17 protein-coding genes are annotated in these 22,919 nt (G+C 66.6%); 12 read left to right on the forward strand and 5 right to left on the reverse strand.

From position 1 onward, the window contains the following. Positions 1-30 precede the first annotated feature (30 nt). From RIV12_RS04480 to RIV12_RS04505, 6 genes are all read left to right on the forward strand, one after another. Entirely contained in the window at positions 31-813 is a 783-nt protein-coding gene (locus RIV12_RS04480) for a glycosyltransferase family 2 protein (RefSeq protein WP_309322438.1), read from the forward strand. A gap of 65 nt (positions 814-878) precedes the next feature. Beyond that, entirely contained in the window at positions 879-2,030 is a 1,152-nt protein-coding gene (locus tag RIV12_RS04485; RefSeq protein ID WP_309322440.1) for a glycosyltransferase family 1 protein, read from the forward strand. 9 nt (positions 2,031-2,039) lie between these two features. Continuing rightward, positions 2,040-3,146: an EpsG family protein gene (locus RIV12_RS04490; RefSeq protein WP_309322442.1), complete on the forward strand. Its 1,107-nt coding sequence runs from the start codon at positions 2,040-2,042 to the stop codon at positions 3,144-3,146. A gap of 108 nt (positions 3,147-3,254) precedes the next feature. Then, the gene (locus tag RIV12_RS04495; RefSeq protein ID WP_309322444.1) at positions 3,255-4,694 is read left to right on the forward strand and encodes a lipopolysaccharide biosynthesis protein; all 1,440 of its coding nucleotides are present in this window, start codon (positions 3,255-3,257) and stop codon (positions 4,692-4,694) included. 291 nt (positions 4,695-4,985) lie between these two features. Next, positions 4,986-5,927 (forward strand): polysaccharide pyruvyl transferase family protein, encoded by a 942-nt coding sequence (locus RIV12_RS04500; protein WP_309322446.1) that lies wholly within the window; start codon positions 4,986-4,988, stop codon positions 5,925-5,927. 7 nt (positions 5,928-5,934) lie between these two features. Further along, entirely contained in the window at positions 5,935-7,338 is a 1,404-nt protein-coding gene (locus RIV12_RS04505; RefSeq protein WP_309322477.1) for a lipopolysaccharide biosynthesis protein, read from the forward strand. Between the two features lie 21 nt (positions 7,339-7,359). Here RIV12_RS04505 and RIV12_RS04510 read toward each other — a convergent pair whose 3' ends face one another. After that, entirely contained in the window at positions 7,360-8,682 is a 1,323-nt protein-coding gene (locus RIV12_RS04510; RefSeq protein WP_309322448.1) for a UDP-glucose dehydrogenase family protein, read from the reverse strand. A 530-nt stretch (positions 8,683-9,212) separates the two neighbouring features. Between RIV12_RS04510 and RIV12_RS04515 the strand changes: the two genes are divergently transcribed. Then, positions 9,213-11,015 carry a bifunctional folylpolyglutamate synthase/dihydrofolate synthase gene (locus RIV12_RS04515; protein ID WP_309322450.1) on the forward strand — a complete coding sequence of 601 codons (1,803 nt, stop codon included), beginning with the start codon at positions 9,213-9,215 and terminating at the stop codon, positions 11,013-11,015. Positions 11,016-11,029: 14 nt separating this feature from the next. Here the strand turns inward: RIV12_RS04515 and RIV12_RS04520 are convergent, their stop codons facing one another. Further along, positions 11,030-11,710, reverse strand: a complete 681-nt coding sequence (locus RIV12_RS04520; protein WP_309322452.1) for a hypothetical protein — start codon at positions 11,708-11,710, stop codon at positions 11,030-11,032. A 315-nt stretch (positions 11,711-12,025) separates the two neighbouring features. On the opposite strand from RIV12_RS04520, the gene RIV12_RS04525 reads away from it, so the two are divergent. Next, positions 12,026-13,714, forward strand: a complete 1,689-nt coding sequence (locus RIV12_RS04525) for an alpha,alpha-phosphotrehalase (RefSeq protein WP_309322454.1) — start codon at positions 12,026-12,028, stop codon at positions 13,712-13,714. Positions 13,715-13,825: 111 nt separating this feature from the next. After that, positions 13,826-15,877, forward strand: coding sequence for a PTS sugar transporter subunit IIABC (locus tag RIV12_RS04530; RefSeq protein WP_309322456.1), 2,052 nt, complete (start codon positions 13,826-13,828; stop codon positions 15,875-15,877). A gap of 164 nt (positions 15,878-16,041) precedes the next feature. On the opposite strand, the gene RIV12_RS04535 is transcribed toward RIV12_RS04530, so the two are convergent. Next, complete coding sequence (locus RIV12_RS04535) at positions 16,042-16,773, reverse strand: UTRA domain-containing protein (protein WP_075418620.1); 732 nt, start codon at positions 16,771-16,773, stop codon at positions 16,042-16,044. Between the two features lie 374 nt (positions 16,774-17,147). Here RIV12_RS04535 and dhaL point away from each other — a divergent pair, with 374 nt between their 5' ends. Continuing rightward, complete coding sequence (gene dhaL / locus RIV12_RS04540) at positions 17,148-17,828, forward strand: dihydroxyacetone kinase subunit DhaL (RefSeq protein ID WP_309322459.1); 681 nt, start codon at positions 17,148-17,150, stop codon at positions 17,826-17,828. Positions 17,829-17,912: 84 nt separating this feature from the next. Next, positions 17,913-18,353, forward strand: coding sequence for a nucleoside-diphosphate kinase (gene ndk, locus RIV12_RS04545; RefSeq protein ID WP_075418617.1), 441 nt, complete (start codon positions 17,913-17,915; stop codon positions 18,351-18,353). Positions 18,354-18,476: 123 nt separating this feature from the next. On the opposite strand, the gene RIV12_RS04550 is transcribed toward ndk, so the two are convergent. Next, entirely contained in the window at positions 18,477-19,721 is a 1,245-nt protein-coding gene (locus RIV12_RS04550) for an ABC transporter permease (RefSeq protein ID WP_309322461.1), read from the reverse strand. After that, positions 19,718-20,671 (reverse strand): ABC transporter ATP-binding protein, encoded by a 954-nt coding sequence (locus tag RIV12_RS04555; protein WP_309322463.1) that lies wholly within the window; start codon positions 20,669-20,671, stop codon positions 19,718-19,720. Before RIV12_RS04555 ends, RIV12_RS04550 begins: the two co-directional genes overlap by 4 nt. A 173-nt stretch (positions 20,672-20,844) precedes the next feature. On the opposite strand from RIV12_RS04555, the gene RIV12_RS04560 reads away from it, so the two are divergent. Continuing rightward, positions 20,845-22,919: chromosome segregation SMC family protein (locus tag RIV12_RS04560; RefSeq protein ID WP_309322465.1), on the forward strand; the 2,075-nt coding region annotated here is incomplete at its 3' end.

The following is a 22,919-nucleotide window of genomic DNA, read 5'->3' on the forward strand; positions in this document are numbered from 1 at the left end:
ACGCGCAACGACGACACCTAAGGAGCAAGCATGACAGCAGGTGCCAAGCACGATCGCGAACCGGATGCCGATCTGGTCTCCGTCATCATGCCGACATACAACTGTGGCGCCTTCATCGCCGAGACCATCGCCACCGTCCAGGACCAGACCCACCCCCGCTGGGAGCTGCTCGTCGTCGACGACTGCTCCACCGACGACACCGCCGATGTGGTCGGGGCGCTGGCCGAGGCCGACCCCCGGATCCGGTACGTGCGGCTGGAGACCAACAGCGGTGCCGCCATGGCCCGCAACCGGGCGATGGAGCTGGCGCAGGGGCGCTACATGGCCTTCCTGGACTCCGACGATCTGTGGCACCCCGACAAGCTCAGGCGCCAGATCGACTTCATGACCTCGCGCGGCGTCGCCATGTCCTGCACCGCCTACGCCCAGATCGACGAGCAGGGCGTTCCCACCGGGAAGATCGTGCGCAGCCCGGCCAGGACCAGCTACAACCGCCTGCTCCTGGACTGCCCGGTGGGCAACTCCACCGTCATGTACGACGTGGCGCGCCTGGGGAAGTTCGAGGTGCCCAACATCAGGAAGCGCAACGACGACGCCCTGTGGCTGCGCATGCTCCGCACCGAGCCCTACATCTGGGGAATGCCGGTCGTGCTCATGAGGTACCGGCTCCGCTCGGGATCGGTGTCGGCCAACAAGCGGAGCCTGGTCAAGTACCACTGGACGCTCTACCGCGACATCGAGCATCTCAGCGTCCCCCGCTCCGTCTTCCACATCGGCGTGTGGGTCCTCATCAAGACCCTCAAGGTGAAATGAGGACGAGCGTTAACAGGACGACCAGTTCCCCGGACCGGCCCGGGGCCGACGGAGGGAGGCCGGCAATGAGTCAGGAACAGTCTGTGACCCCGCAGGACTCCGGGGACGGGCCCCTGAGAGTCCTGCAGATCAACTCATCGATCTCGCGGCGTTCCGGAGTCATGAGCGTGCTCATGAACTACCTCAGGTACATGGACCGCTCGCAGGTGGTGTTCGACTTCTTCTGCTACGCCACACCCGACGAGACCCACCGTGAGGAGATCGAGTCACTGGGTGGGCGCTGCTACGTCATCGATGCCGGGAACCGCATCGGTCGCATCCGATCATCCCTGGGGCAGCTGCTGGAGCAGCACGCGGGGCAGTACCCCGTGGCGCACCTGCACGACCCCATCCTGTCGCGCTTCCTCTACCCGGTGGCCCATCGCCGCGGGGTGCGTGCCTTCGCCGTCCACTCACATGCGACGGCGTACTCCGACTCCCGGTTGCGCAGCCTGCGCAACTGGCTCGTCTGCCGCAATATCGGGGCCTACTCCGATGCCCGCCTGGCCTGCTCACGGGCGGCCGGTGACTTCCTCTTCGGCTCGGGTCGCTTCGAGGTGGTCCCCAACGCGATCGACGTGACCACCTACCGCTTCCGTGAGGCGGTCCGTGCCCAGGTGCGCGCCGGGCTGGGGCTGGGAGACGCGCCCGTCGTCGGCCATGTGGGGCGGTTCAATGAGCAGAAGAACCACCGGTTCCTCATCGACGTGTGCACCGAGCTGCTCCGTGTGCGACCCGAGGCCCGTCTCATGCTCATTGGCGACGGCCCGCTGCGACCGGGCATCGAGGCAGTGGTGGCCGAGCGCGGTCTGAGCGACCGCGTCCTGTTCCTGGGGGACCGCAAGGACGTTCCTGATCTTTACCAGGCCATGGACATGTTCCTCCTTCCCTCTCTCTACGAGGGGCTGCCGATGGTGGGGGTCGAGGCGCAGTGCGCGGGGCTCCCACTGGTGTGCTCCGACGAGGTGACCGAGGAGGTCGCGATCGGGGAGGTCTCCTTCCTGCCACTGGATACGCCGGCGGCTCAGTGGGCACAGCGTGTCAACGAGGCCCTCGACCACGGGCGAGACCCGCGGCGCAGGGCGGAGGGTGAGGCGGCCGCGCGCACCGCAGGCTTCGACATCACTCATGAAGCCGACCGGCTGGCGCACCGTTATCGTGCGCTGGCGGAATGGTGATGCCGGAGCATGTGGATCCACTACGCGCTATTCGCCACCTTTCTTCTGCCAGCGGCCCTCCTGGGGCTGAGAGGCCGTGCTGACCGGCGAGGCTCCCCGGCCATCCTGGTCGTGGCCTTCGTGGCCTTCGTGGCCTTCTCCTCCTTGCGAGCCGTCAGCGTCGGCAATGACACGATCGAGTACCACCGCGTCTTCGAGGCGATCAAGGCGACGACCTCCCTCCAGGAGGCCTTCACCGTCAGCCGCTTCGAGTACGGCTACGTCCTGCTCAACTACCTGGTCAGCCGCATCACGGACGACTTCAACGTCCTGCTGCTCATCATCTCGGTGTTCGTCTACGGCTCAGCGGTCCTGTTCATCAAGCGATACGCCGCCAGCTACTCCCTGGCGGTCCTCCTCGCCTTCGGCATGTCCGCCTTCTACGACTTCATGCTCTTCGCTCGACAGAGTGTTGCGGTGGCGATCTTCCTGTTGGCCGTTCCCGCGCTCATGGAACGCAAGCTGTTGCGCTACGTCCTGCTCATCGTGCTCGCCTCCCAGTTCCATGTCAGCGCCCTGCTCCTACTCATCGTCTACCTCGTCTCCGCCATGCGGCTGAGCACCTTCGGGGACTGGTTCAAATGGGGCACCCTCATTGGGACCAGCATGCTGTCGCTGAGCTGGGTGATGAACTCCCTTGCGGCGTCCTCCGCCTACTACGGTCACTATCTCAACACCGACTACGCCGACGGCGGGGTGCGCTCGGCCACCGTTCTGCTGATCGTGGTGCGCATCCTTCTCATGCTTCTGGCGGCCACCTGCGGCTGGGCGGCCGCCGTGGAGGAAGACCCCTCCGGGCGTACCCGCAGTCTCCTGGCACTCGCCGTTGCCGACATCGCCATGGTGACGGTGTCGCTGGGCTTCAACCTCGTTGATCGTCTCGAGATGTACCTGACGATGCCCTTCGTCGTCGGCCTGGTGAACATCACGGTGCGGGGGCGGAGACCTGAGCGCTCCTACATCGGCGCCCTGCTGGTGATCATCGCCTTCGCGGCCTCCACGATCTTCTTCCTGTACCGCCCTGAGTGGTACCACCTCTTTCCCTACCGAACCGTCTTTGAGAAAGGGATCCCGTGATGGAATCTGTCCATTCTGCGAGTTCGTGTAGAACCGATGTCAGCGATCTGAGCGGTGGCTGCCAGCGGGAGAGGTGCGACTCCAGCCCGACGTGGAAGGTGCAGTTCGGTGTCGGCGAACTATAAGGACCGCATCGCATTCTTGCTGGGTAACACCCTGGTCTTTGCCCTGGGGGGTCTGGCGATCAAGGCGGTCTCCCTGGTGCTCATGCCGTTGTACACGACCGCCTTGACGGCTGGTGAGTACGGAACGGCTGAGCTGCTCAACAGTGCGATCGAGATCGTGCTGCCGCTGCTGTCGGCGGGCGTGGTCGAGGCCCTCTACCGTTTCTCCATTGACGACGACGTTCCCAAGGACGAGCTCTTCGCCGGCTCCCTGGTGGTCCTGGGCGGGGGCGTCGTGTGCGCTGGGGTGCTGTGCTCACTGGCCGGCGCTGTGTGGGACGTCAAGCACGCTGTGTCCTTCTTCGTCCTGTTCTGCTCGGTGTGCGTCTTCAAGGCCACCACTCAACTGGCCCGTGGGCTGGGCCATGTGCGCCGTTTCGTGGTCTACGGGCTCATCAATGCGCTCGCCATGGTCGTGGCCACCTACGTGCTCCTGGTCCACGCACACTTGGGTGTGAAGGGCTACCTGTGGTCCTTCACCATCGGCTACCTGGTGGGTGGCATTACCGCCTTCCTGGGGTCGGCCGAGTACCGGCTGCTGGTGCCCTTCCGGGTCGATCGTGAACTGCTGCGCCGGATGCTCGTCTACAGTCTGCCGCTCGTGCCTAATCTGCTGTCGTGGTGGCTGGTGAGCGTCTCAGGCCGGTACGTGGTCCTGTGGGGCAGCGGAGTCGCGGCTGCTGGGCTCTTCACGGCGGCGAGCAAGATGCCTGCGCTGGTCAACATCGTGGCTTCCGTGTTCCAGCAGGCCTGGCAGTACTCGACTGCCCGAGAGATCAGCTCTCCTGACCGTGGAGCCTTCTTCGGCATCGTGATGAGGGGCTACTCGCTGGCGACCCTGACGGTCGCCGGGCTGGTCATCGCCTTGAACCGGCCGATCTCCAGGGTGATGCTCCAGGCCGAGTTCGCCGAGGGGTGGCGCTACGTCCCCCTGCTCATGCTGGTCGCCTCCTTCGGGGTCATCAGCATCTTCTTCGAGAGCTTCTACCAGGCCTTGAAGAACAGCGGCGTTCTCATGGCCTCCACCGCGCTGGGGGCGGTGGTCAACGTGATCCTCGGTGTGGCTCTCGTCCCGTTCATGGGGCCGTGGGGCGCAGGTCTGGCCGGAGCGGTGGCTTACATGCTCGTCCTGGTGGTGCGAGCATGTGATCTTGGGCGCCGCATCAACCTGCCCATAGACCGCCCTCGCCTCACCTACCAGCTCGCGCTGCTCATCGGTATCACTGCGTGCATGTCCTTCGACGGCGGCTTATGGCTGACTGCCGTGGTCTGGACCTGCCTGGGGCTGCTGGCAACCAGTGACATGACGGTTCTCACCAGCAGCGCTCGAGCTGTGACGGAGTCCCTGGGACGTCGGAATGGGCGACTGCTGCGCCGGCTCTGACAGGGAATCCCCGCGCAGAATGTGAACGGTGGAACGACTCTGTGGGATAAGAAACGATGTAGTGCCCCGCTTGTGAAATTGCTTTTGTGTCCACCGGTGTGTTTTGTCTTAACTGTACAGTGCGGTGATCCCTGTTGTCTTTCCGTGATGTCTGTGAGAGAGCCAATCTTTGGATACAACGTATCCTTGTCGAGCCGATCAGGCTGGTCGAATTGAAGCATCTTGCCAATGCAAGAAGGGAAGATTATGAAGCGTATTCTTCTTTTGGATACATCCGTTGGTTCTCTCAATATGGGGGATGAGATCATTGGGCGATCCATTGAGATGAACTGGCGCGAACTGTTCTCCTCGAACTATGTCATGCGCCTGGCCACCCATACCCCGATGTACACGCCTGCACAGTATCTTCTGTCCAAGCGTCGGCTCGGCATCTTCAAAGGAGCTGACATCAAGCTCCTGTGCGGCACCAACGCCCTGTACACGAATATGCTGCGGCCCCTGCCGACGTGGAACATCAACTACCTCAACTGCGGGATGGCCACAGGAACGGTGTGTCTGGGCGTGGGTGCGGGGGCCAACTCCTCATCGGTCAACCTCTACACACGGGCCCTCTACCGCAAGGTGCTGTCCCACAAGGTCGTGCACTCGGTGCGGGACGAGCGCACCAAGCATCTCCTGGAGCGGGTGGGGCTACGGGCCTGGAACACCGGCTGCCCCACCCTGTGGGGACTGACCCCCGAGCACTGCGAGACCATTCCCCACGCCAAGGGCGACGAGGTGGTCTTCACTCTCACCTCCTACCACCCGAACCCGCGCAAGGACCGGGCGATGATCGACGTGCTGCGCAGGAGCTACTCGCGATTGCACTTCTGGCCCCAGTCCATCGACGACCTGAACTACCTGCAGTCGCTGGGAGCGGCCGACGACGTCGAAATCGTCACGCCGAGCCTGGCGGGATTCCGGGAGGTGCTCGACCGAGGCGTCGACTACGTGGGGAACCGCCTGCACGGGGGCATTTTCGCCCTGCAGCGCAAACGACGCGCCATCATCGTGGCCATCGACTACCGCGCGAGGGAGATGGCGAAGGACTACTCCCTGCCGCTGGTGGAGCGCGACTCCATCGAGACCGATCTGGCCGACCTGGTCGAGTCCTCCTGGCCCACCAGGATCCACGGCCTGGACTTCGACCTCATCGAGAAGTGGAAGGCCCAGTTCGGTGTCGGCAAGCCATAAGGGGCGCATGAGGCTCCTGCTGGGCAACACCCTGGTCTTCGCTCTGGGGGGTCTGGCGGTCAAGGCGGTCTCCCTGGTGCTCATGCCCCTGTACACGACCGCCTTGACGGCTGGTGAGTACGGAACGGCCGAGCTGCTCAACAGTGCGATCGAGATCGTGCTGCCGCTGCTCTCCTTGGGTGTGGTCGAGGCCCTCTACCGTTTCTCCATTGATGACGACGTTCCCAAGGACGAGCTCTTCGCCGGCTCCCTGGTGGTCCTGGGCGGCGGCATCGTGTGTACCGGGGCGCTCTGTGCCCTGGGCAGTGCCTTGTGGGACATGGAGCACGCTGTGTCCTTCTTCGTCCTGTTCTGCTCGGTGTGCGTCTTCAAGGCCACCACCCAGCTCGCCCGAGGGTTGGGCCACGTGTGCCGTTTCGTGGTCTACGGGCTCATCAATGCGCTCGCCATGGTCGTGGCCACCTACGTGCTCCTCGTCCACGCACACGCGGGCATCGAGGGCTACCTGTGGTCCTACTCCATCGGCTACCTGGTGGGTGGCATTGCCGCCTTCCTGGGGTCGGCCGAGTACCGGCTCCTGGCTCCATTCCGGGTCGATCGTGAACTGCTGCGCCGGATGCTCGTCTACAGTCTACCGCTCGTTCCCAACCTGCTGTCGTGGTGGCTGGTGAGCGTCTCAGGCCGGTACGTGGTCCTGTGGGGCAGCGGCCTGGCAGCCGCTGGGCTCTTCACCGCAGCGAGCAAAATGCCCTCACTCATCAACATCGTGGCTTCCGTGTTCCAGCAGGCCTGGCAGTACTCCACCGCCCGAGAGATCAGCTCACCCGACCGCGGCGCCTTCTTCGGCTCCGTTCTACGGGGCTACTCCCTGGCCACTCTGACGGCCGCGGGCCTGGTCATCGCCTTGAACCGGCCGATCTCCAGGGTGATGCTCCAGGCCGAGTTCGCCGAGGGGTGGCGCTACGTCCCCCTGCTCATGCTGGCAGCGACCTTCGGGGTGATGACCATCTTCTTCGGCACCTTCTACCAGGCTCTCATGAACAGTCGCATGCTCATGGTCTCCACCGCACTGGGAGCAGTGGTCAACGTGATCCTCGGTGTGGCTCTTGTGCCCTTCATGGGGCCGTGGGGCGCAGGTCTGGCCGGAGCGGTGGCCTACGCCCTCGTCCTGGTGGTGCGGGCCCGAGATCTCAGGCACCGCATCGACCTGCCCATGGACCGGCCTCGCCTCACCTACCAGCTCGCACTGCTCAGCATCATGGCCGTGGGCACGTCCTACGACGGCGGCTCATGGCTGAGCGCCGCAGTCTGGGCCTGCCTGGCGCTCCTGGCGACCAGCGACATGACGGTTCTCACCAGCAGCGTTCGAGCGGTGGCCGGACCTCTAACCCGCAGGGTGGGGCGGCGCTGACTTCGCGCCGCCCCACCCTGCTCACCGCCGTCCGATACCCCGGTAGCTCCATCCGGCCGCCTTCCAGGCCTGCGCGTCCAGGCAGTTGCGTCCATCAATGACGTAGCGGGTACGCACCAGGCCGGCCGCCTGGGCGGGGTCGAGATCCTGGTACTCGCGCCACTCCGTGCCGATGATGACAAGGTCGGTTCCCTCCATGGCGGACTGGGCGGAGGCGGCGACCTCGTAAGGACGGTTCGTCCTCTCGGTGAGGATCGGGCCGGCGGCCGGGTCATGCACGACGACTCGCTCGACCATGCCCGACAGCTCCACGGCGAGATCCAGGGCGGGGGAGTTGCGCATGTCGTCGCTGTCCGGTTTGAAGGCGGCCCCGAGTACCGTCACCGTGGCTGCGGACGTGCGCTCACCGAGGATCTCCTTAACTGTGCGGATGACGCCTGCGCGCATGGTGTCGTTGACCCGATCAACCTCTGCGAGGAAGGCCAGGGCGTCGCCGACGCCGAGCTCGCCGGCACGGGCCTGGAAGGCGCGGATGTCCTTAGGCAGGCAGCCCCCACCGAAGCCGATACCGGCCCGCAGGAAACGGCGGCCGATACGGTCGTCCATACCGATCGCCTCGGCGAGAGCCGTCACGTTGGCACCCGCGGCGTCGCAGACCTGGGACATGGCGTTGATGAAGGAGATCTTCGTGGCCAGGAAGGCGTTCGCACTGATCTTGACCAGCTCGGCAGTGGCGTAGTCCATGACCAGGCGCGGAGTGCCGGCGGCCAGGATCTGTGCGTAGACCGCGTCCATCGTCTCCTGGGCGCTGGCAGCGGCACCGGGATTCTCCGGCAGGCCGTAGACCATGCGATCCGGGCGCAGCGTGTCCTGAACGGCGAAGCCCTCCCGCAGGAACTCCGGATTCCACAGCAGCAGCGCCCCGGTCGGCTCGATCAGCCGGGCCAGACGTGATGCGGTGCCAACGGGCACCGTGGACTTGCCGGCGACAACCTCGGGGCCACTGGTGCAGTGCCCCAGGTGGGGGAGCATGGAGGTCACGGCTGCGTCGACGTAGGTCATGTCCGCCGCCCCCGACTCGGACTGTGGGGTACCCACGCCGATGAAATGAACCTGAGCGCCCTCAATGGCGGAGAAGTCCTGTGTGAAGGTCAGGCGCCCGGCCTCCACGTTACGAGCCAGAAGACCTTCCAGCTCGGGCTCGAAGAACGGGGTCCTGCCGTCGCTCAGAAGATTTACCTTGCGAGCGTCGACGTCCACGCCCACTACATCATGTCCAAGCTCCGCCATTGACGCAGCGTGAACAGCGCCGAGATATCCGCAACCAATCACTGACAAACGCATGGAGAAAGCCTAGACGGGTATGTGGGGGGTGTGTCTACCCCTATATCCATAAGGTTCCCTGGTGAATTCCTCAAACATTTCACCGAGAATTAGGATGTATTCATCGAGTTTTTATCCAACGATCATGGTACTCGCATTGTTGGGGGTGATAAGTCGTGTTGGCTGCTCAGAGAGATTTAAGGAGAAATTGTTGTGCGCATGTCCGGGTCCTGCTGTGAGAGATTGTGCTCAGATGATTTTCCTGTCATTCATCGTGACGGAGGCGCGCGTCTGTGTTCGTGGCTTCACGCGTCAATGAGGCAGGCGACTCCGTGGTCGTTCGGATCGCGAGAGTCCAGGGGGTGTCCAGAGGTGTGGGGCCTGCGCTGCCGCAACGCGCGCTGGACAAGCGGTCATCCCGTCGGACGTCGGCCGGTGGGAGTCCAGGGGAGTGGTGCGGTCCGCCCTGGAGCCTCGGCTAGATTAGGGCGGGGCGGGAGCACGTGAGAGAGCCTCTGTCCAGCCCGCCACGTCGAGTAAAGGATGGCACAGTGCCCGCAGACGACGACTCCAAGCAGACCAGTCCCGGCGCCGCCTTCGGCATCCCCGAGGGTGCCACGGGGGAGGAGGTCGTCGACGCCGTCTTCGGTGAGACCGGTGTCGACCCTGATCTCCTGCCCTACCTGGAGGCTGCGGGCGCCCCAGATCCGGCCGAGGGGCTGAGCGTTTCCGTCTCCGATCTTCAGGGGGCCGGTGCTCGGCAGGAGGCCGACGCCGAGGCTCAGGACCGTGAGGACCTTGAGGCTCTGCGTGAGCTCGTCGCCGCCAACATGATCCCCGGCGGTGACGCCGACCGCCTCGAGGAGCTCCTTGCCGAGGTCGACGCCGACGACTCCGATGACTGGGACTCTTGGGAGCCCCGGCTTCCCGGCGACTCCGAGGGCGAGCACTTGCGAGACCTGGAGGCCGCTGCCCGCGGCGTCGAGGTCTCTGCCCGTATGCGCGAGGTTGAGGCCGAGATTCTCGCGCGCGCTCCCGAGCACCAGGTCCAGCCCTCCCTGGAACGGGTCGAGGCCGTCCTTGATCTCCTGGGCAACCCCGAGCGCACCTACCGTACCGTTCACATCACCGGCACCAACGGCAAGACCTCCACCGCCCGTATGACCGAGCGCCTTCTGGCCGCCGGCGGCATGCGCACCGGTCGCTTCACCTCCCCGCATCTGGCCACCATCCGTGAGCGCATCAGCCTCGACGGTGAACCGATCAGTGAGGAAGGGTTCATCGCCGCCTGGGAGGACGTGGCCCCTTACATCGCCATGGTCGACGAGCGCTCCCAGGCCGCCGGTGGGCCTCGCCTGTCCTTCTTCGAGGTCCTGGCCGTCATGGCTCTGGCCGCCTTCGCCGACTATCCCGTCGACGTGGCCGTCATCGAGGTGGGCCTGGGCGGGCGATGGGACGCCACGAACGTCATCGGCTCCGACGTCGCCGTCATTACCCCCATCGGGCGCGACCATGAGCGTTGGCTGGGCTCCTCGATCACCGAGATCGCTCACGAGAAGGCCGGCATCATCAAGGACGGCTCCACCGTCATCGTCGCCCATCAGGTCCCCGACGCCGCTGCCGAGATCGAGCAGGCCGCAGCCTTGCACCGGGCCGTTGTGCGCCGCGAGTGCGATCCGGAGGAGGATCCCACCTCGCCGGAGGCCGGTGTCCTGCGGGTCCTCGACCGCCAGCTCGCCGTCGGTGGTCAGCTCGTCACGCTGGCCACCGCCGCAGCCGTCTACGAGGACGTCTTCGTCCCCCTGCACGGGGAGTACCAGGCCCGCAACGCCCTGCTGGCCCTGGCGGCCGCCGAGGCGATCCACGGCGGCCGCCAGGTGCCCGCCCGCATCGTTGAGGATGGTTTCGCCTCGGTCACCAGTCCCGGCCGCCTGGAGGTCCTGCGCTCCTCGCCCACGGTCCTGGTCGATGCCGGACACAACCCCCACGGCATCGAGGCCCTCACCGGGGCCATCGAGGAGGCCTTCGGCTTCCAGCACCTCGTTGCAGTCCTGGGCGTCATGGCGGACAAGGATGCCGAGGGCATCCTGGCGGGCCTGGAGCCCGTGACCGATGCCGTCGTATGCGTCCCCATCGACTCGCCCCGGGCCATGGACGTCGACGACCTGGGCGAGATCGCCCGGGAGGTCTACGGCGCCGACCGTGTCGTCGTGAGCCGGCAGCTCGGCGAGGGCGTGGCTCAGGCCGTCGCCCTGTCCGAGGGGCACGACACCCCGTTGACCGCCTCGGGAGTCCTGATCGTCGGCTCCGTGGTCCTGGCCGCAGAGGCCCGCGTCCTGTTCGGCAGGCCCTGATCCGTCCTGGTTTTCTAGCCCACCTGGTTTCCCTGGGCATCGTGGACCGTGGTGTTCGATTTGTCGAACGACGTCCCGTTCCAGCTCAGGTCGGCGCTGCCCGTGCCTGAGCCGGTGTGCGTTCCGGTGGTATCGGTGGGGAGCTTCTCGTTGCTCCACTCCACGTGCAGGATGTCGCCCCGGGGTTCCAGTGACGTGATAACCGGCTCGTGGGATTCTGCGCCACCGATCCTCGACAGGTCGTAGGAGGCGACGAGGCTCAGTTCGTCGTCGTAGAACGCCAGGGAGGGGAAGGCTGCCGATCCGCCGCCGTTGCAGGTCAGTGCCACGGCGGTGGTGGGAGTGCCGTCGAGGATGTAGGTGGCCGAGGGGTCCTCGATCCTGGCGAATCCTCCGAAGCTCAAAGAGGCCTGTCCGCCGGAGAAGGAAACGGGGCCGCCGGCTGTGCAGGTTGAGGGCAGGGGCAGCGAGGCATTGAGGAGCGTGCTGCGGTCGGGGGCGGTGTTCGCCGGTGTGGGATTGGGGCCGTCAGTGGCCTGCGTCGACGGAGATGAGGATCCCGATGCGGTCTGCGTCTGTGCTGCGGACGGCTTCGGCCCGCCCCCGGATGGAGAGGCGGCTGCTGAGTGTGAGGCCGAGGGTGTCTCCTGAGCGGATGGGGCGGATGCGGCTTCGGAGGATGTTGTGCCACTCATGCCGCAGGCGCTGAGTGTCAGGGTGCACAGGAGTGGGAGTGCTGGCAAGGCTCGTCGGACTCGGGCGGGGAGGTGTTGAGGGCGGGGCGGGCGAACGGGCTCACTGCTGCTCACGGGAGACCATCTTTCTTGTGGAGAGAACGGGGATGAGGGTGCTACGCCCAGAGACTTGGGGCGTCGCTTCCGGAAACCAGTCACATGACATATCACACAAAAGGACGTGTCGACGACTTGTGCACACAAGTGCATACTTGTGTGCACAAGTCGCTCGGGGTGAGTCCTCCGATTCCATCCCGCCTCCCACAGGAGCCCCGCATGTCATTGACGGACAGCGTCGTCTACCAGATCTATCCCAAGTCCTTCCGTGACTCCACCGGTGACGGCGTAGGTGACCTGCGCGGCATCATTGAGAAGGTCGACTACATCGCCTCGCTGGGGGTGGATCATGTCTGGTTCAACCCCTTCTTCCCCTCGCCGGGCCGGGACAATGGTTACGACATCTCCGACTACTGCGCCATCGACCCGGCCATGGGAACCATGGAGGACTTCGAGGACCTTGTCGCCGCCCTGGGGGAGCGCGGCATCGGCGTCATGCTGGACATGGTTCTCAACCACGTCTCCACCGATCATGAGTGGTTCCAACGGGCCCTGGCTGGAGACCCCGCCTATCAGGACTACTTCTACCTGCTGCCGCCCAAGGAGGACGGCTCGCTGCCCACCAACTGGGTCTCCAAGTTCGGCGGCCCCGCCTGGGCGCCTTTCGGTGACACCGGCCTGTACTACCTGTGCCTCTACGACCGTACCCAGGCGGACCTCAACTGGCACAACCCGGCCGTGCGTGCCCAGGCCGCTGGAGTCGTCAACTTCTGGCGCTCCAAGGGCGTCAAGGACTTCCGCTTCGACGTCATCAACGTCATCGGCAAGACCCTGCCGCTTGAGGACGCGCCCGCCGACACCGATGACCGCTACATGTACACCGACGGCCCTCTTGTCCATGACTACCTGCGTGAGCTCTCGGCCGCCAGCTTCGGTCAGGATCCCGACGCGATGACCGTCGGCGAGATGTCCTCAACCACCGTCGAGGCCTGTGTCGGCTACTCCAACCCGGCCAATGGTGAGCTGAGCATGGTCTTCAGCTTCCATCACCTCAAGGTCGACTACGCCGACGGCGCCAAGTGGACCCGCATCCCCTACGACTTCGCCGCTCTCAAGCGCATCCTCAACGAGTGGGCCCTGGGTATGCAGGCCGGTGGCGGCTGGAATGCCCTGTTCTGGAACAACCATGACCAGCCCCGCGCCATCGACCGCTTCGCCGATCCCGTGAACTACCACGTCGAGTCCGCGACCATGTTGGCCACTGTCATCCACCTGCTGCGCGGAACTCCTTATGTCTACATGGGTGAGGAGATCGGCATGACCGACCCTGCCTACCTGTCCATTGAGGACTACGTCGACGTCGAGGCCCGCAATGCCTACAAGGAGCTGACGGCCGGCGGCATGGAGCCCCATGAGGCCTTCGCCGTCGTCCACTCCAAGGCCCGCGACAACGCACGCACCCCCATGCAGTGGAACGCCGATCCCACCGGCGCCGGATTCACTACCGGCAGGCCTTGGCTGCGGCCCACCAACCAGGGAGCCGTCAATGTCGAGTGCGAGGAGGCGCAGGGGCGGATCCTGCCCTACTACCGGCGCCTCATCGCCCTGCGTAAGGAGCTGCCCGTTATCTCCCGTGGTACCTACGCTCCCTATCTCATGGAGCACGAGGACGTCCTGGCCTACATTCGCGAGCACGAGGGCAGCCGTCTGCTGGTCCTGTGCAGCTTCAGTGACCATGGCGCCGAGGTCCCTGTCCCCGAGGGGTTCACCACCGCCCGCATCCTCATCGGCAACTACGACGGCAACGACCTCTCGCGCAGCCCCGGTGGGCTGCCCGTCGTCGCCGACCGTCTTGAGGCAGGGACGCTTCACCTGCGTCCCTACGAGGCCATCGCCCTGCTCGCCTGAGTCGGCCGCCCTCGACCCCTTTCTTCCTTCTGCCTTCTGCCCGCCCCGGAGAGCTGCCGAGCCGCCCTCCCCGATACCGCCGTACCCATCGCGCTCCGAAAGGAACCCTCCATGTCCGAACCAGATCAGGACCACGTGGTCCCCGTCTCCGCTCCGATGGCGGGGACGGTCATCGACCTCTCCGACGTCCCCGACCCCGTCTTCTCCTCCAAGGCCGTGGGGGACGGGCTCGGGATCGAGCCCGCCGACGACGGCGCGATCGTCTCGCCGGTCGACGCCACCGTCACCATGGTCGCCGGCACCGGTCACGCCATCGGCTTCAAGAGCGAGTCGGGCCTGGAGGTCCTGCTGCACCTCGGCGTCGACACCGTCGAGCTCGAGGGCGCCCCCTTCGACCTGAGCGTCAAGGTCGGCGACACCGTCAAGGCCGGACAGTCCCTGGGCACTATGGATCTTGGGGCCGTCCGCGCCGCGGGCAAGGCAACCACCGCCATCGTGGTCCTGACCAACACGATCACTCACCTGGCCGACCTGAACGTCACCACGGGGAGGACGGACGCGGGTGCCGTCGTCGCCACCGCCTCGCTCAAGGTTGAGGGTGATGCTGCGGCTTCGGCAGATACCGCGAGCACCGAGGTTGATGCCGATGCTGCCGATGGGGCACGCACTGACGGCCTCACCGGATTCGACGCCACCGCGGCCGACATCGTCGCCGGTATCGGAGGTTCTGACAACGTCCGCTCCGTCCTGCACTGCATCACTCGCGTGCGCTTCTACCTCAAGGACGAGTCCCTGGCTGACGACGAGGCTGTGGCGGACCTCGACGGCGTCATTGACGTGGTCAAGTCGGGCGGCCAGTACCAGGTGGTCATCGGCCCCGACGTCGTCGACGTCTACGACGCCGTCGTCGCGCAGCTGCCGAACGCGGGGGCCGACGATCAGGTCGCCGACGTCGAGGTCGTCGAGCGGCCCACAACCCTGTGGGGCTGGGTCAAGCTCGGCTTCTCCTCCCTCATCGGTGTCATCACCGGATCGATGATCCCCGTGGTGGGTATGCTGGCGGCCTCCGGAATCCTCAAGGGTCTCCTGGCGCTGCTCGTTCAGTTCAAGGTCGTCACCGAGGCCTCCAATACCTTCCACTTCATCGACGCCATGAGCTCGTCGATGTTCTTCTTCCTGCCGATCATCGTCGGCTTCACCGCGGCCAAGCGTCTGGGGGCCGACCCCATCGTCGTGGCCATCATCGGTGGAGTGCTTTGCTACCCCTCCGTGGTGGACATGTCCAAGAACACCGACGACGTCATCACCGTGGGGCGCACTGTCTTCAATGCCGACTTCTTCGGCATCCCGGTCTCTCTGCCCGCCGGCAACGCCTACGCCTACTCGATCTTCCCCATCATCGTGGGGGCCTGGCTCGCCTCCAAGATCGAGCCCTGGCTCAAGAAGGTGCTGCCGGCCGTCATCCGACCGATCTTCGGGCCGCTCATCGAGATCTTCGTGGTATCCGCCCTCATTCTGCTGGTCTTCGGTCCCGTCGTCATGCTCGTCTCAGGTGGGATCGCCACCGTCATCAACGCGGTGCTGGGCTTCAACTACACGCTCGCGGGTCTGCTCATCGGCGGCTTCTACCAGTGCCTGGTCATCTTCGGCCTGCACTGGGCGGTCATCCCGATCATCTCCTCCGAGCTCGCCAACCCCGGTTACTCCCACCTCAACGCCATCGTCTCGGCCACGATGATCGCCCAGGGCGGTGGCGCCCTGGCCGTCTGGGTCAAGGTGCGTGACGCTCGCATCAAGCGCATGGCTGCCCCTGCCACGATCTCAGCCTTCTGCGGGGTGACCGAGCCGGCGATGTACGGCCTCAACCTCAAGTACGGTCGCATCTTCATCACCGCCTCGATCGGCGGTGCCGTCGGCGGGCTGCTCACTGGACTGCTCAACGTCAATATGTGGGGCTTCACCGGAGGCTTCGTCGGCTTCCCGTCCTTCGTCAACCCCAAGGGGATGGACGCCTCCTTCACCGGCTTCTGGATCGCCGGGGTCGCGGCCCTCCTGGTCTCCTTCCTGTGTACCTACTTCTTCGGTTTCAAGCAGGCCGACTTCGACAAGGAGCGCACGGTCAAGAAGGTCCGCCTCGGCAACCGCGAGCCTGTCGCCAAGTAGGACGGTGGCGTACTGACGCCGACGTGCTCAACGAGCCTGTCCCGCCGCTGTCAGTGGAGTGGTGGCCCGGCAGCATCCTGAGATGCAGTCGGGCCACCGGCCTGTGCGCGGGTTCTCGCGGAGCGCTCGGAGCTCGAGGCTCTGTCGGGGGCTGTGCTTTCGGCTCAGCGCTCGGCCGGCAGCCGGTGCGCGGTGTCCTGGAAGGCGAAGTCCACGGGGGAGTGGCGCGAGCGCGTGTACTCGAAGAGCGCCCCGGCCGAGTCGAAGGTCGCCGAGGAGACGACGACGACGCAGTCCATTCCTTCCAGGTGGATGAGCCGGCGGTCCTCATCCGTGGCCCGCTCCACCGTGATCCGCCGGGTCGCGCTGGCCACCCGCACCCCGAGGACCTCCTCCAGGTAGGCGTAGATCGAGGACTCGACGATCTGCTGGGTCAGCTGAGGAACCATCGAGGTCAGGAAGTAGCTGGTGTCCACGATGAGGGGGACGTCGTCCAGCAGGCGCAGCCGCTTGACTGAGATGATCTCAGCCCCCTCGGTCATGCCGGAGGCCATAGCCATCTCTGCGTCGACCACACCCTCCTCCAGGGAGATCATGTGGGTGCTCAGAGGGATCCGGTTGCGCGCGGCGGCCTCCTGGAGCGACTCGATCCCCCCGACCAGGAAGGTGGAGGTCTCGCGTGGTCGGGAGATCACCTGGATGCCCCGCCCCTGCATCGTCTGGACGTAGCCCTGGGCCACAAGCAGAGCGAGTGCCTTGCGCACCGTGTTGCGGGTGCACTTGAACTCCTCGGCCAGCGTGTTCTCCGAGGGGAGCAGCTCGAGGAAGCCGTAGGCACCTGACTCGATGCGTCCGCGCAGGGTCTGGAAGATCTGGTTGTACTTGGCCTGGGCCACGGGGCGGCTCCTCTTCCTGAGGCTTGGCGACGGTCGGTGGGCGACTGGTGTTGCACCTGAACCTGTGCATACAAGTATCACGTCGTCGGCCTCCACCGCGCCACCCTCGGAAACGTGTTCGTTCGTGCTGGTCAAACGCTACTTCCCTGTCCCAACGAGCGAGGTCATCGGGTGCGTGAGAGGATGGAAAAGCGAGCGGGCGATGAGCACCTCGTCGGCCTGCTCCGGTGCCTCCCACGGGCGTTCCCGGGATGCACCGGGACCCATCGGGTCCGTGCAGGGCCCGATCACAGCCACATGGTCGTCCTTCACCCTCGGGTGCATGGCGGTCAGGCCCGGAATCAACACCTGCCAAGACCCGAGAAGGAAACACCATGTCTTTGGACGCTGCCTGGGCCCTTGACTGGACCCGTCGCGCCGCCGAGCTGATCGCTGAGAACCGCACAGAGCTGACCGAACTGGACCGGGCCATCGGAGACGCCGACCACGGGGACAACCTGGACCGCGGCATGAAGGCAGTGGTCTCCAAGCTCAATGCGGCTCAGCAGGCCGGAGGCATGCCGGCGAATCCCGGAGGAGTTCTCAAGTTCGTCGCCACCACCCTCATGGCCACCGTCGGCGGTGCCGGCGGGCCGCTGCTGGGAACGGCCTTCCTCAAGGCCGCCCGCTCCAGCGAGGCCGCTGCCTGGGGGCCAGGGGATCTGGCCCGCGCCCTGGAGGAGGCCACCTCAGGGCTGGAGGTCCGGGGACACGCCAACAGCGGGGACAAGACCATGGCCGACGCCTGGCGCCCTGCGGCGGTGGCCGCCAAGGAGGCGGCCGAGATCGGGGAGGACGAGGTCGGCGTCCTCGCCGCAGCCGCTCAAGCCGCTGTCAAGGGCGCCCAGGACACCGAGCCCCTCCAGGCCCGTCGCGGTCGGGCCTCCTTCCTGGGGGAGCGCTCCTGCGGCCACCGAGACCCTGGAGCCCAGTCCTCTGCGCTCATTCTTCAGGCCGCTCTCGAAGCCGCCCGTGACCGCTCCTCCGACAGGCTCCAGGTGGTCGAGCAGGCCTGATCTCGGCTCTGCCGTGGCAGGCGGGGGCCCGGACCCGTTATGGTCCACTCGGTCCCTCACCCGCCAACCCAGCAAGGAGTCCCGATGGCCAGCACGTCCCAGACCGGTCGCATCCTCGTTCTCATCAAGCCCGACGCCGTCGAGCGCCGCCTCACCGGCGAGATTCTGCGTCGTATCGAGGCCAAGGGGTACGCCCTGACGGCCCTGAAGGTCCTCGCCCCCACCGACGAGATCCTCGCCGAGCACTACGCCGAACACGTGGACAAGCCCTTCTACCCCGGTGTCGTGGAGTACATGACCTCCGGCAACGTGGTGGCCGCAGTCGTCGAGGGCCAGCGTGTCGTCGAGGGCGTGCGCAGCCTCATGGGGCCCACCGACCCCACCACGGCCGCCCCCGGCACCATCCGCGGAGACCTGGGACGCGACTGGGGAACCCCCGCCATCCTCAACCTCGTCCACGGTTCGGACAGCGACGAGTCCGCCGCCCGAGAGATCGCCATCTGGTTCCCCGAGCTGGCCGACTGACTCGCAACCCGTCCCACAGAGCGCTTGACGGCTGCCATCAGACGACGATGGTGCGCCTCCCTTCATGGGGAGGCGCACCATCGTCGTCGGTATGTGGTCGGTGAAGGCGGATGAGGACCGTGCTCAGGCCCGCTCCGCCCTCCTGAGGACCTCCTTGAGCGGGACCCGGGCGCCGGTGCGGGTGACGGCCCGGGTGTAGATCGCCGCCGCCACGCGCACCAGCAGCGGAAGGAAGACGAGTGCGATCCCCAGGGCGATCAGCTGCTCGGTCCAGGAGGAGATCCCCAGCACCAGGCGCGCCGGCATCATGAAGGGGGCGAAGGGCGGCAGGTAGGACAGCACTCGGAAGGTCACGCTGTTGGTGTCCCCAGTGGCCATCATGAAGCTCAGGACATAGGGGATCATCGAGAGCATGACCAGGGGCATGCTCACCGAGCTGACGTCCTCCTGCCGGCTCACGAGTGAGGCCGCGGCCCCGAAGGCGACCGCGAAGATCGCGTAGCCCACGATCATCCACACGATCATCGCGACGAGCACGCCGTCCAGGTTGAGACTGATGTCCGGCATGACTCCCGTTGCCTTCGCGGTGATGACCCCGGCGACGGCGACGACTCCCGTGGTCAGCACCGAGGTGATGCCGATCCCCAGGATCTTGCCGGCCAACAGTGAGCTGGGCCGTACGCAGGCCAGGAGGATCTCCACGATCCGGCTCGACTTCTCCTCCACCACTCCCTGGGCGATGAACTGACCGCCGCCCATGATGGCGAACAGCAGCAGGATGTCGATCGTCATGAGGATCGCGTAGCGCGAGCCGAAGTCGGCGGAATCGCGCTGAGGGGCATGGAGCGCCGTGACCTCAGGCTTGGCGGCACTGAGCTGCGAGGCCACCTGGGCGGGATCGCCTCCCAAGGATGCGATCTGCTGTCCCAGAGCCGCCTGCTGCAGGAAGGCCGTGACCCCAGAGACGACCGCGTCGTCAGCCGACTTCTCCACAGTGATGGTGGGGGCGGAGCCGGAGACGTCGAGAACCATGTCCACGTGCGGCGTGCCCTCGGGGGCGTCGTCGGCCAGGACGTCCTTCGCCTGGTGCGCGGAGACGTCAACGAGCTCAATCGTCTCCCCGTTGGAGGCGGCCACCTTGTCCAACCCGGTGGCCTGGGCAACCGTCACGCCCTTGAGTCCGACCCGGTAGGCCTGGTCCTGGCCCGAGGTGTAGAGCTTGATACCGACGATGCCGCCAATGGCGGCGATGAGCAGCACCAGGGTCAGGATGATGGTCGACTTCTTCAGCAGGTGCGCCCGCAGCTCGCGGCCGGTGACCAGGGCGATCTCCTGACGGCGAGTGATAGGGGTGGTCCGGTCGCTCATCGGCGTGCCTCCTTCTTCTCGTTCGTGTCTGCGGTCCCCTCACGGGCGGCAGTGGTGAGGACGTCCCGGAAGATCTCGGTGAGCGGGTGGCGCACCGGGCCGAGCTCGCGCACCGTCCCCAGGCGCTGAGCGGTACTCAGCAGGTCCTGCTCATCGGCTCCCTGCGCGGTGATGACCAGGCGGCCGGCGTCATCGAGGTCGATCGTGGGGGCGGGCAGGTTCTGCAAGGAGCCGGCCTCCACCGGTGCGCTCCCGGCGGCCTGCTCGACGACGACCCGCCATCGGGGCGCCTCGGTGGCCTGCAGCTCGGGAACCGTGCCGTCGGCCACGAGCCGGCCGGAGCGGATGATGACCACCCGGTCACACAGGCGCTCGACGACGTCGAGCTGGTGGGAGGAGAAGAGAGTGGGCACCCCGGCGGCCGCCCGCTCCAGGATGACCTGGCTCATGACGTCCACGGCCACCGGGTCCAGGCCGGAGAAGGGCTCATCGAGAATGAGCAGCTCGGGGTCGCTCACCAGCGCGGCGGCCAGCTGGACGCGCTGCTGGTTGCCCAGCGACAGGCTCTGCACCTCGTCGCCGCGGCGCTCCTCCAGGCCCAGGCGCTCGGTCCACTGGTTCGCGGCCGTCTTGGCGGCGGAGGTGGACAGTCCGTGGAGACGGGCCAGATAGATGAGCTGCTCGGCCACCTTCATCCGGGGGTAGAGACCGCGCTCCTCGGGCATGTAGCCGATGGTGCGTCGGATGGAGGCGTCCATGGGGGCGCCCTTCCAGGTCACGGCGCCGGAGTCGGCGGCCAGCACCCCCATGACGATGCGCATCGTGGTGGACTTGCCCGCTCCGTTCGCGCCGACGAAGCCGACGATCTCACCGCGGTCCAGGGACAGGGAGAGATCATCCAGGGCCTGCAGGCTCCCGAAGCGTTTGGATAGGCCGGACAGTACGAGCATCGTGGCTCCTTGGGGTTCGGGGACGAGGGGTGGGTGGGGATGGTGAAGCAGGTGCACGCGCTGCGTACCCGGCCGTCGCGATATGGAAAGTCTGCTTGTCCAGCGCGGTCGTGTCAAGTCCCTTTGTCGTTTCTGTCTCCGTCAGAACCGCCTGCGCTGTTAGGGTGGCACCCGTGCATCTCAAGACGTTGACGATCAAGGGATTCAAGTCCTTCGCCTCGTCAACCACCCTCCGCCTGGAGCCCGGCATCACCGCCGTAGTCGGTCCCAACGGGTCCGGCAAGTCCAATGTCGTCGACGCCCTGACCTGGGTCATGGGGGAGCAGGGCGCCAAGAATCTGCGCGGCGGCTCCATGGCCGACGTCATCTTCGCCGGCGCCGGCTCCCGTCCGGCCCTCGGGCGTGCCGAGGTCTCCCTGACCATTGACAATACCGACGGCGCCCTGCCGATCGACTACACCGAGGTCACCATCTCGCGCACCCTGTTCCGCGGCGGCGGGTCGGAGTACCGGATCAACGGCAGCCCCTGCCGCCTCCTCGACGTCCAGGAGCTCCTCAGCGACACCGGTCTTGGGCGCCAGATGCACGTCATCGTCGGGCAGGGACAGCTCGACGCGGTCCTGAGCGCCACACCGGAGGACCGTCGCGGCTTCATCGAGGAGGCCGCCGGCGTCCTCAAGCACCGCAAGCGCAAGGAGCGCGCCCTTCGCAAGCTCGAGTCCATGGCCGCAGACCTCGCCCGAGTCTCCGACCTAGCCCAGGAGCTGCGCCGCCAGCTCGGCCCCCTGGCCCGGCAGGCCGCCATCGCCCGGCGCGCCCGAACCATCCAGGTCGAGGTTCGTGACGCCACCGCCCGGCTCCTGGCCGACGACGTCGTCCAGGCCCAGTCCCTCCTGGAGGCCGGCGACGAGGACAAGGAGGCCTTGGCACGGCGCCGCAGCGCCGTCGAGGAGGCCGAGCGCGTTGCCAGGGCGCGTCTGAGCGAGCTGGCCGCCATCGAGACCACCTCCGCCCAGCGCCTCGCCCGCGCCGGCAGTATCTGGGAGGAGCTCACCGGTACTGCCCAGTCCCTCGGTGCGCTCGCGGACGTGGCCGGCGAACGGATCCGGCTCCTCGCCTCCGCCCCCGCCCCGAGCCACGGCACCGATCCTGAGGAGCTCGAGCGTCGGGCAGAGGCCGCGGGCCGGGAGGAGGCCGAGCTCGCTGACACCGTCGAGGCCGCCCGCACCGCACTCAGTGACGCCACTCGAGCGCGCGCGGACGCGGAAACTGCCGAGAAGGCGGCGGACCAGGAGCTCTCGGCCGCTCAGCGTCGCGTCTCAGAGCGACGTGAGACCATCGCCCGTGCTGGCGGGCGCGTCGCCTCCGCCAGGAGCCGCCATGAGGCCAGTCTGGCCGCTCTTGAGCAGGCGCGCAGTGCGCTACGGGCCGCTGAGGCTCGTGAGGACGGCGCCCGGACCGCCCTGGCTGAGGCCGGGGGAGTGACCGCACCGGCGGAGATGGCCAACGGTGGTGGGCGGGACGACGCTGGAGCACCAACGCGGGCGTCCGCCGAGGTAAGTGCGGCGGCCGATGTGGCGGCCCGAGCCGCGGACGCCCATGACGAGGCCACGCGTCACCTGGCCGAGGCCCGTGAGGCTGTCGCGGCCGCGACCGACGCCCGCAGAGAGGCCGCCTCCGACCGGGCCACCTGGGCCGCAAGGCGCGACACCCTGGCCATGTCCCTGCGCGGCCAGGACGGCACGGCCGCGCTGCTGCAAGCCGGTATTGATGGTCTCCTCGGGCCGCTCGCGGAGCACCTCAGCGTCGAGCGTGGCTGGGAGAACGCCGTCGCCGCCCTCCTGGGCGTGCTCGCTGAGGCCGGCCTGGCCGCCGATGCCGAGGTGGCCCTGGTCGGGCTGGATCATGCCCGCAGCCAGGACATCGGGGCAGTGCGGCTGGTGCTGGCCGACGATCCCTCACTGAGCGCTCCTGCCGATGCCGATGATGAGAGTGTGTCGGTCCCCGGTGGCGGAGCACTGGCTGCTCGCGGGCTCGTCAGTCCCGCGCAGTCGGGGCCGGGACGTCTCGGTCAGGTCCTGGACGGACTGCTCAAGGGCTCCTGGGTGGTCGAGGACCTCGAGGCCGCCAGGGCCCTGCGTGCCGAGCTGCCCGACGCCGTCGTGGCCACCCGCAGTGGCGACGTCCTGGCGCCCGGCTGGGTCGCCGGGGCCGGTCGAGGGGCCTCGTCGGTCCTCGAGCTCACCGC

This window comes from Actinomyces stomatis (assembly GCF_031292835.1).
Lineage (GTDB): Bacteria > Actinomycetota > Actinomycetes > Actinomycetales > Actinomycetaceae > Actinomyces > Actinomyces stomatis.

What these genes read in the sequence shown, in the direction of transcription:
- RIV12_RS04480 (WP_309322438.1), top strand. Translation starts at nt 31, where the DNA reads ATGACAGCAGGTGCCAAGCACGATCGCGAACCGGATGCCGATCTGGTC.
- ndk (WP_075418617.1), top strand. Translation starts at nt 17,913, where the DNA reads ATGGCCAGCACGTCCCAGACCGGTCGCATCCTCGTTCTCATCAAGCCC.
- RIV12_RS04485 (WP_309322440.1), top strand. Translation starts at nt 879, where the DNA reads ATGAGTCAGGAACAGTCTGTGACCCCGCAGGACTCCGGGGACGGGCCC.
- RIV12_RS04520 (WP_309322452.1), bottom strand. Translation starts at nt 11,710, where the DNA reads ATGAGTGGCACAACATCCTCCGAAGCCGCATCCGCCCCATCCGCTCAG.
- RIV12_RS04550 (WP_309322461.1), bottom strand. Translation starts at nt 19,721, where the DNA reads ATGAGCGACCGGACCACCCCTATCACTCGCCGTCAGGAGATCGCCCTG.
- RIV12_RS04555 (WP_309322463.1), bottom strand. Translation starts at nt 20,671, where the DNA reads ATGCTCGTACTGTCCGGCCTATCCAAACGCTTCGGGAGCCTGCAGGCC.
- RIV12_RS04505 (WP_309322477.1), top strand. Translation starts at nt 5,935, where the DNA reads ATGAGGCTCCTGCTGGGCAACACCCTGGTCTTCGCTCTGGGGGGTCTG.
- RIV12_RS04490 (WP_309322442.1), top strand. Translation starts at nt 2,040, where the DNA reads ATGTGGATCCACTACGCGCTATTCGCCACCTTTCTTCTGCCAGCGGCC.
- dhaL (WP_309322459.1), top strand. Translation starts at nt 17,148, where the DNA reads ATGTCTTTGGACGCTGCCTGGGCCCTTGACTGGACCCGTCGCGCCGCC.
- RIV12_RS04510 (WP_309322448.1), bottom strand. Translation starts at nt 8,682, where the DNA reads ATGCGTTTGTCAGTGATTGGTTGCGGATATCTCGGCGCTGTTCACGCT.
- RIV12_RS04500 (WP_309322446.1), top strand. Translation starts at nt 4,986, where the DNA reads ATGGGGGATGAGATCATTGGGCGATCCATTGAGATGAACTGGCGCGAA.
- RIV12_RS04530 (WP_309322456.1), top strand. Translation starts at nt 13,826, where the DNA reads ATGTCCGAACCAGATCAGGACCACGTGGTCCCCGTCTCCGCTCCGATG.
- RIV12_RS04525 (WP_309322454.1), top strand. Translation starts at nt 12,026, where the DNA reads ATGTCATTGACGGACAGCGTCGTCTACCAGATCTATCCCAAGTCCTTC.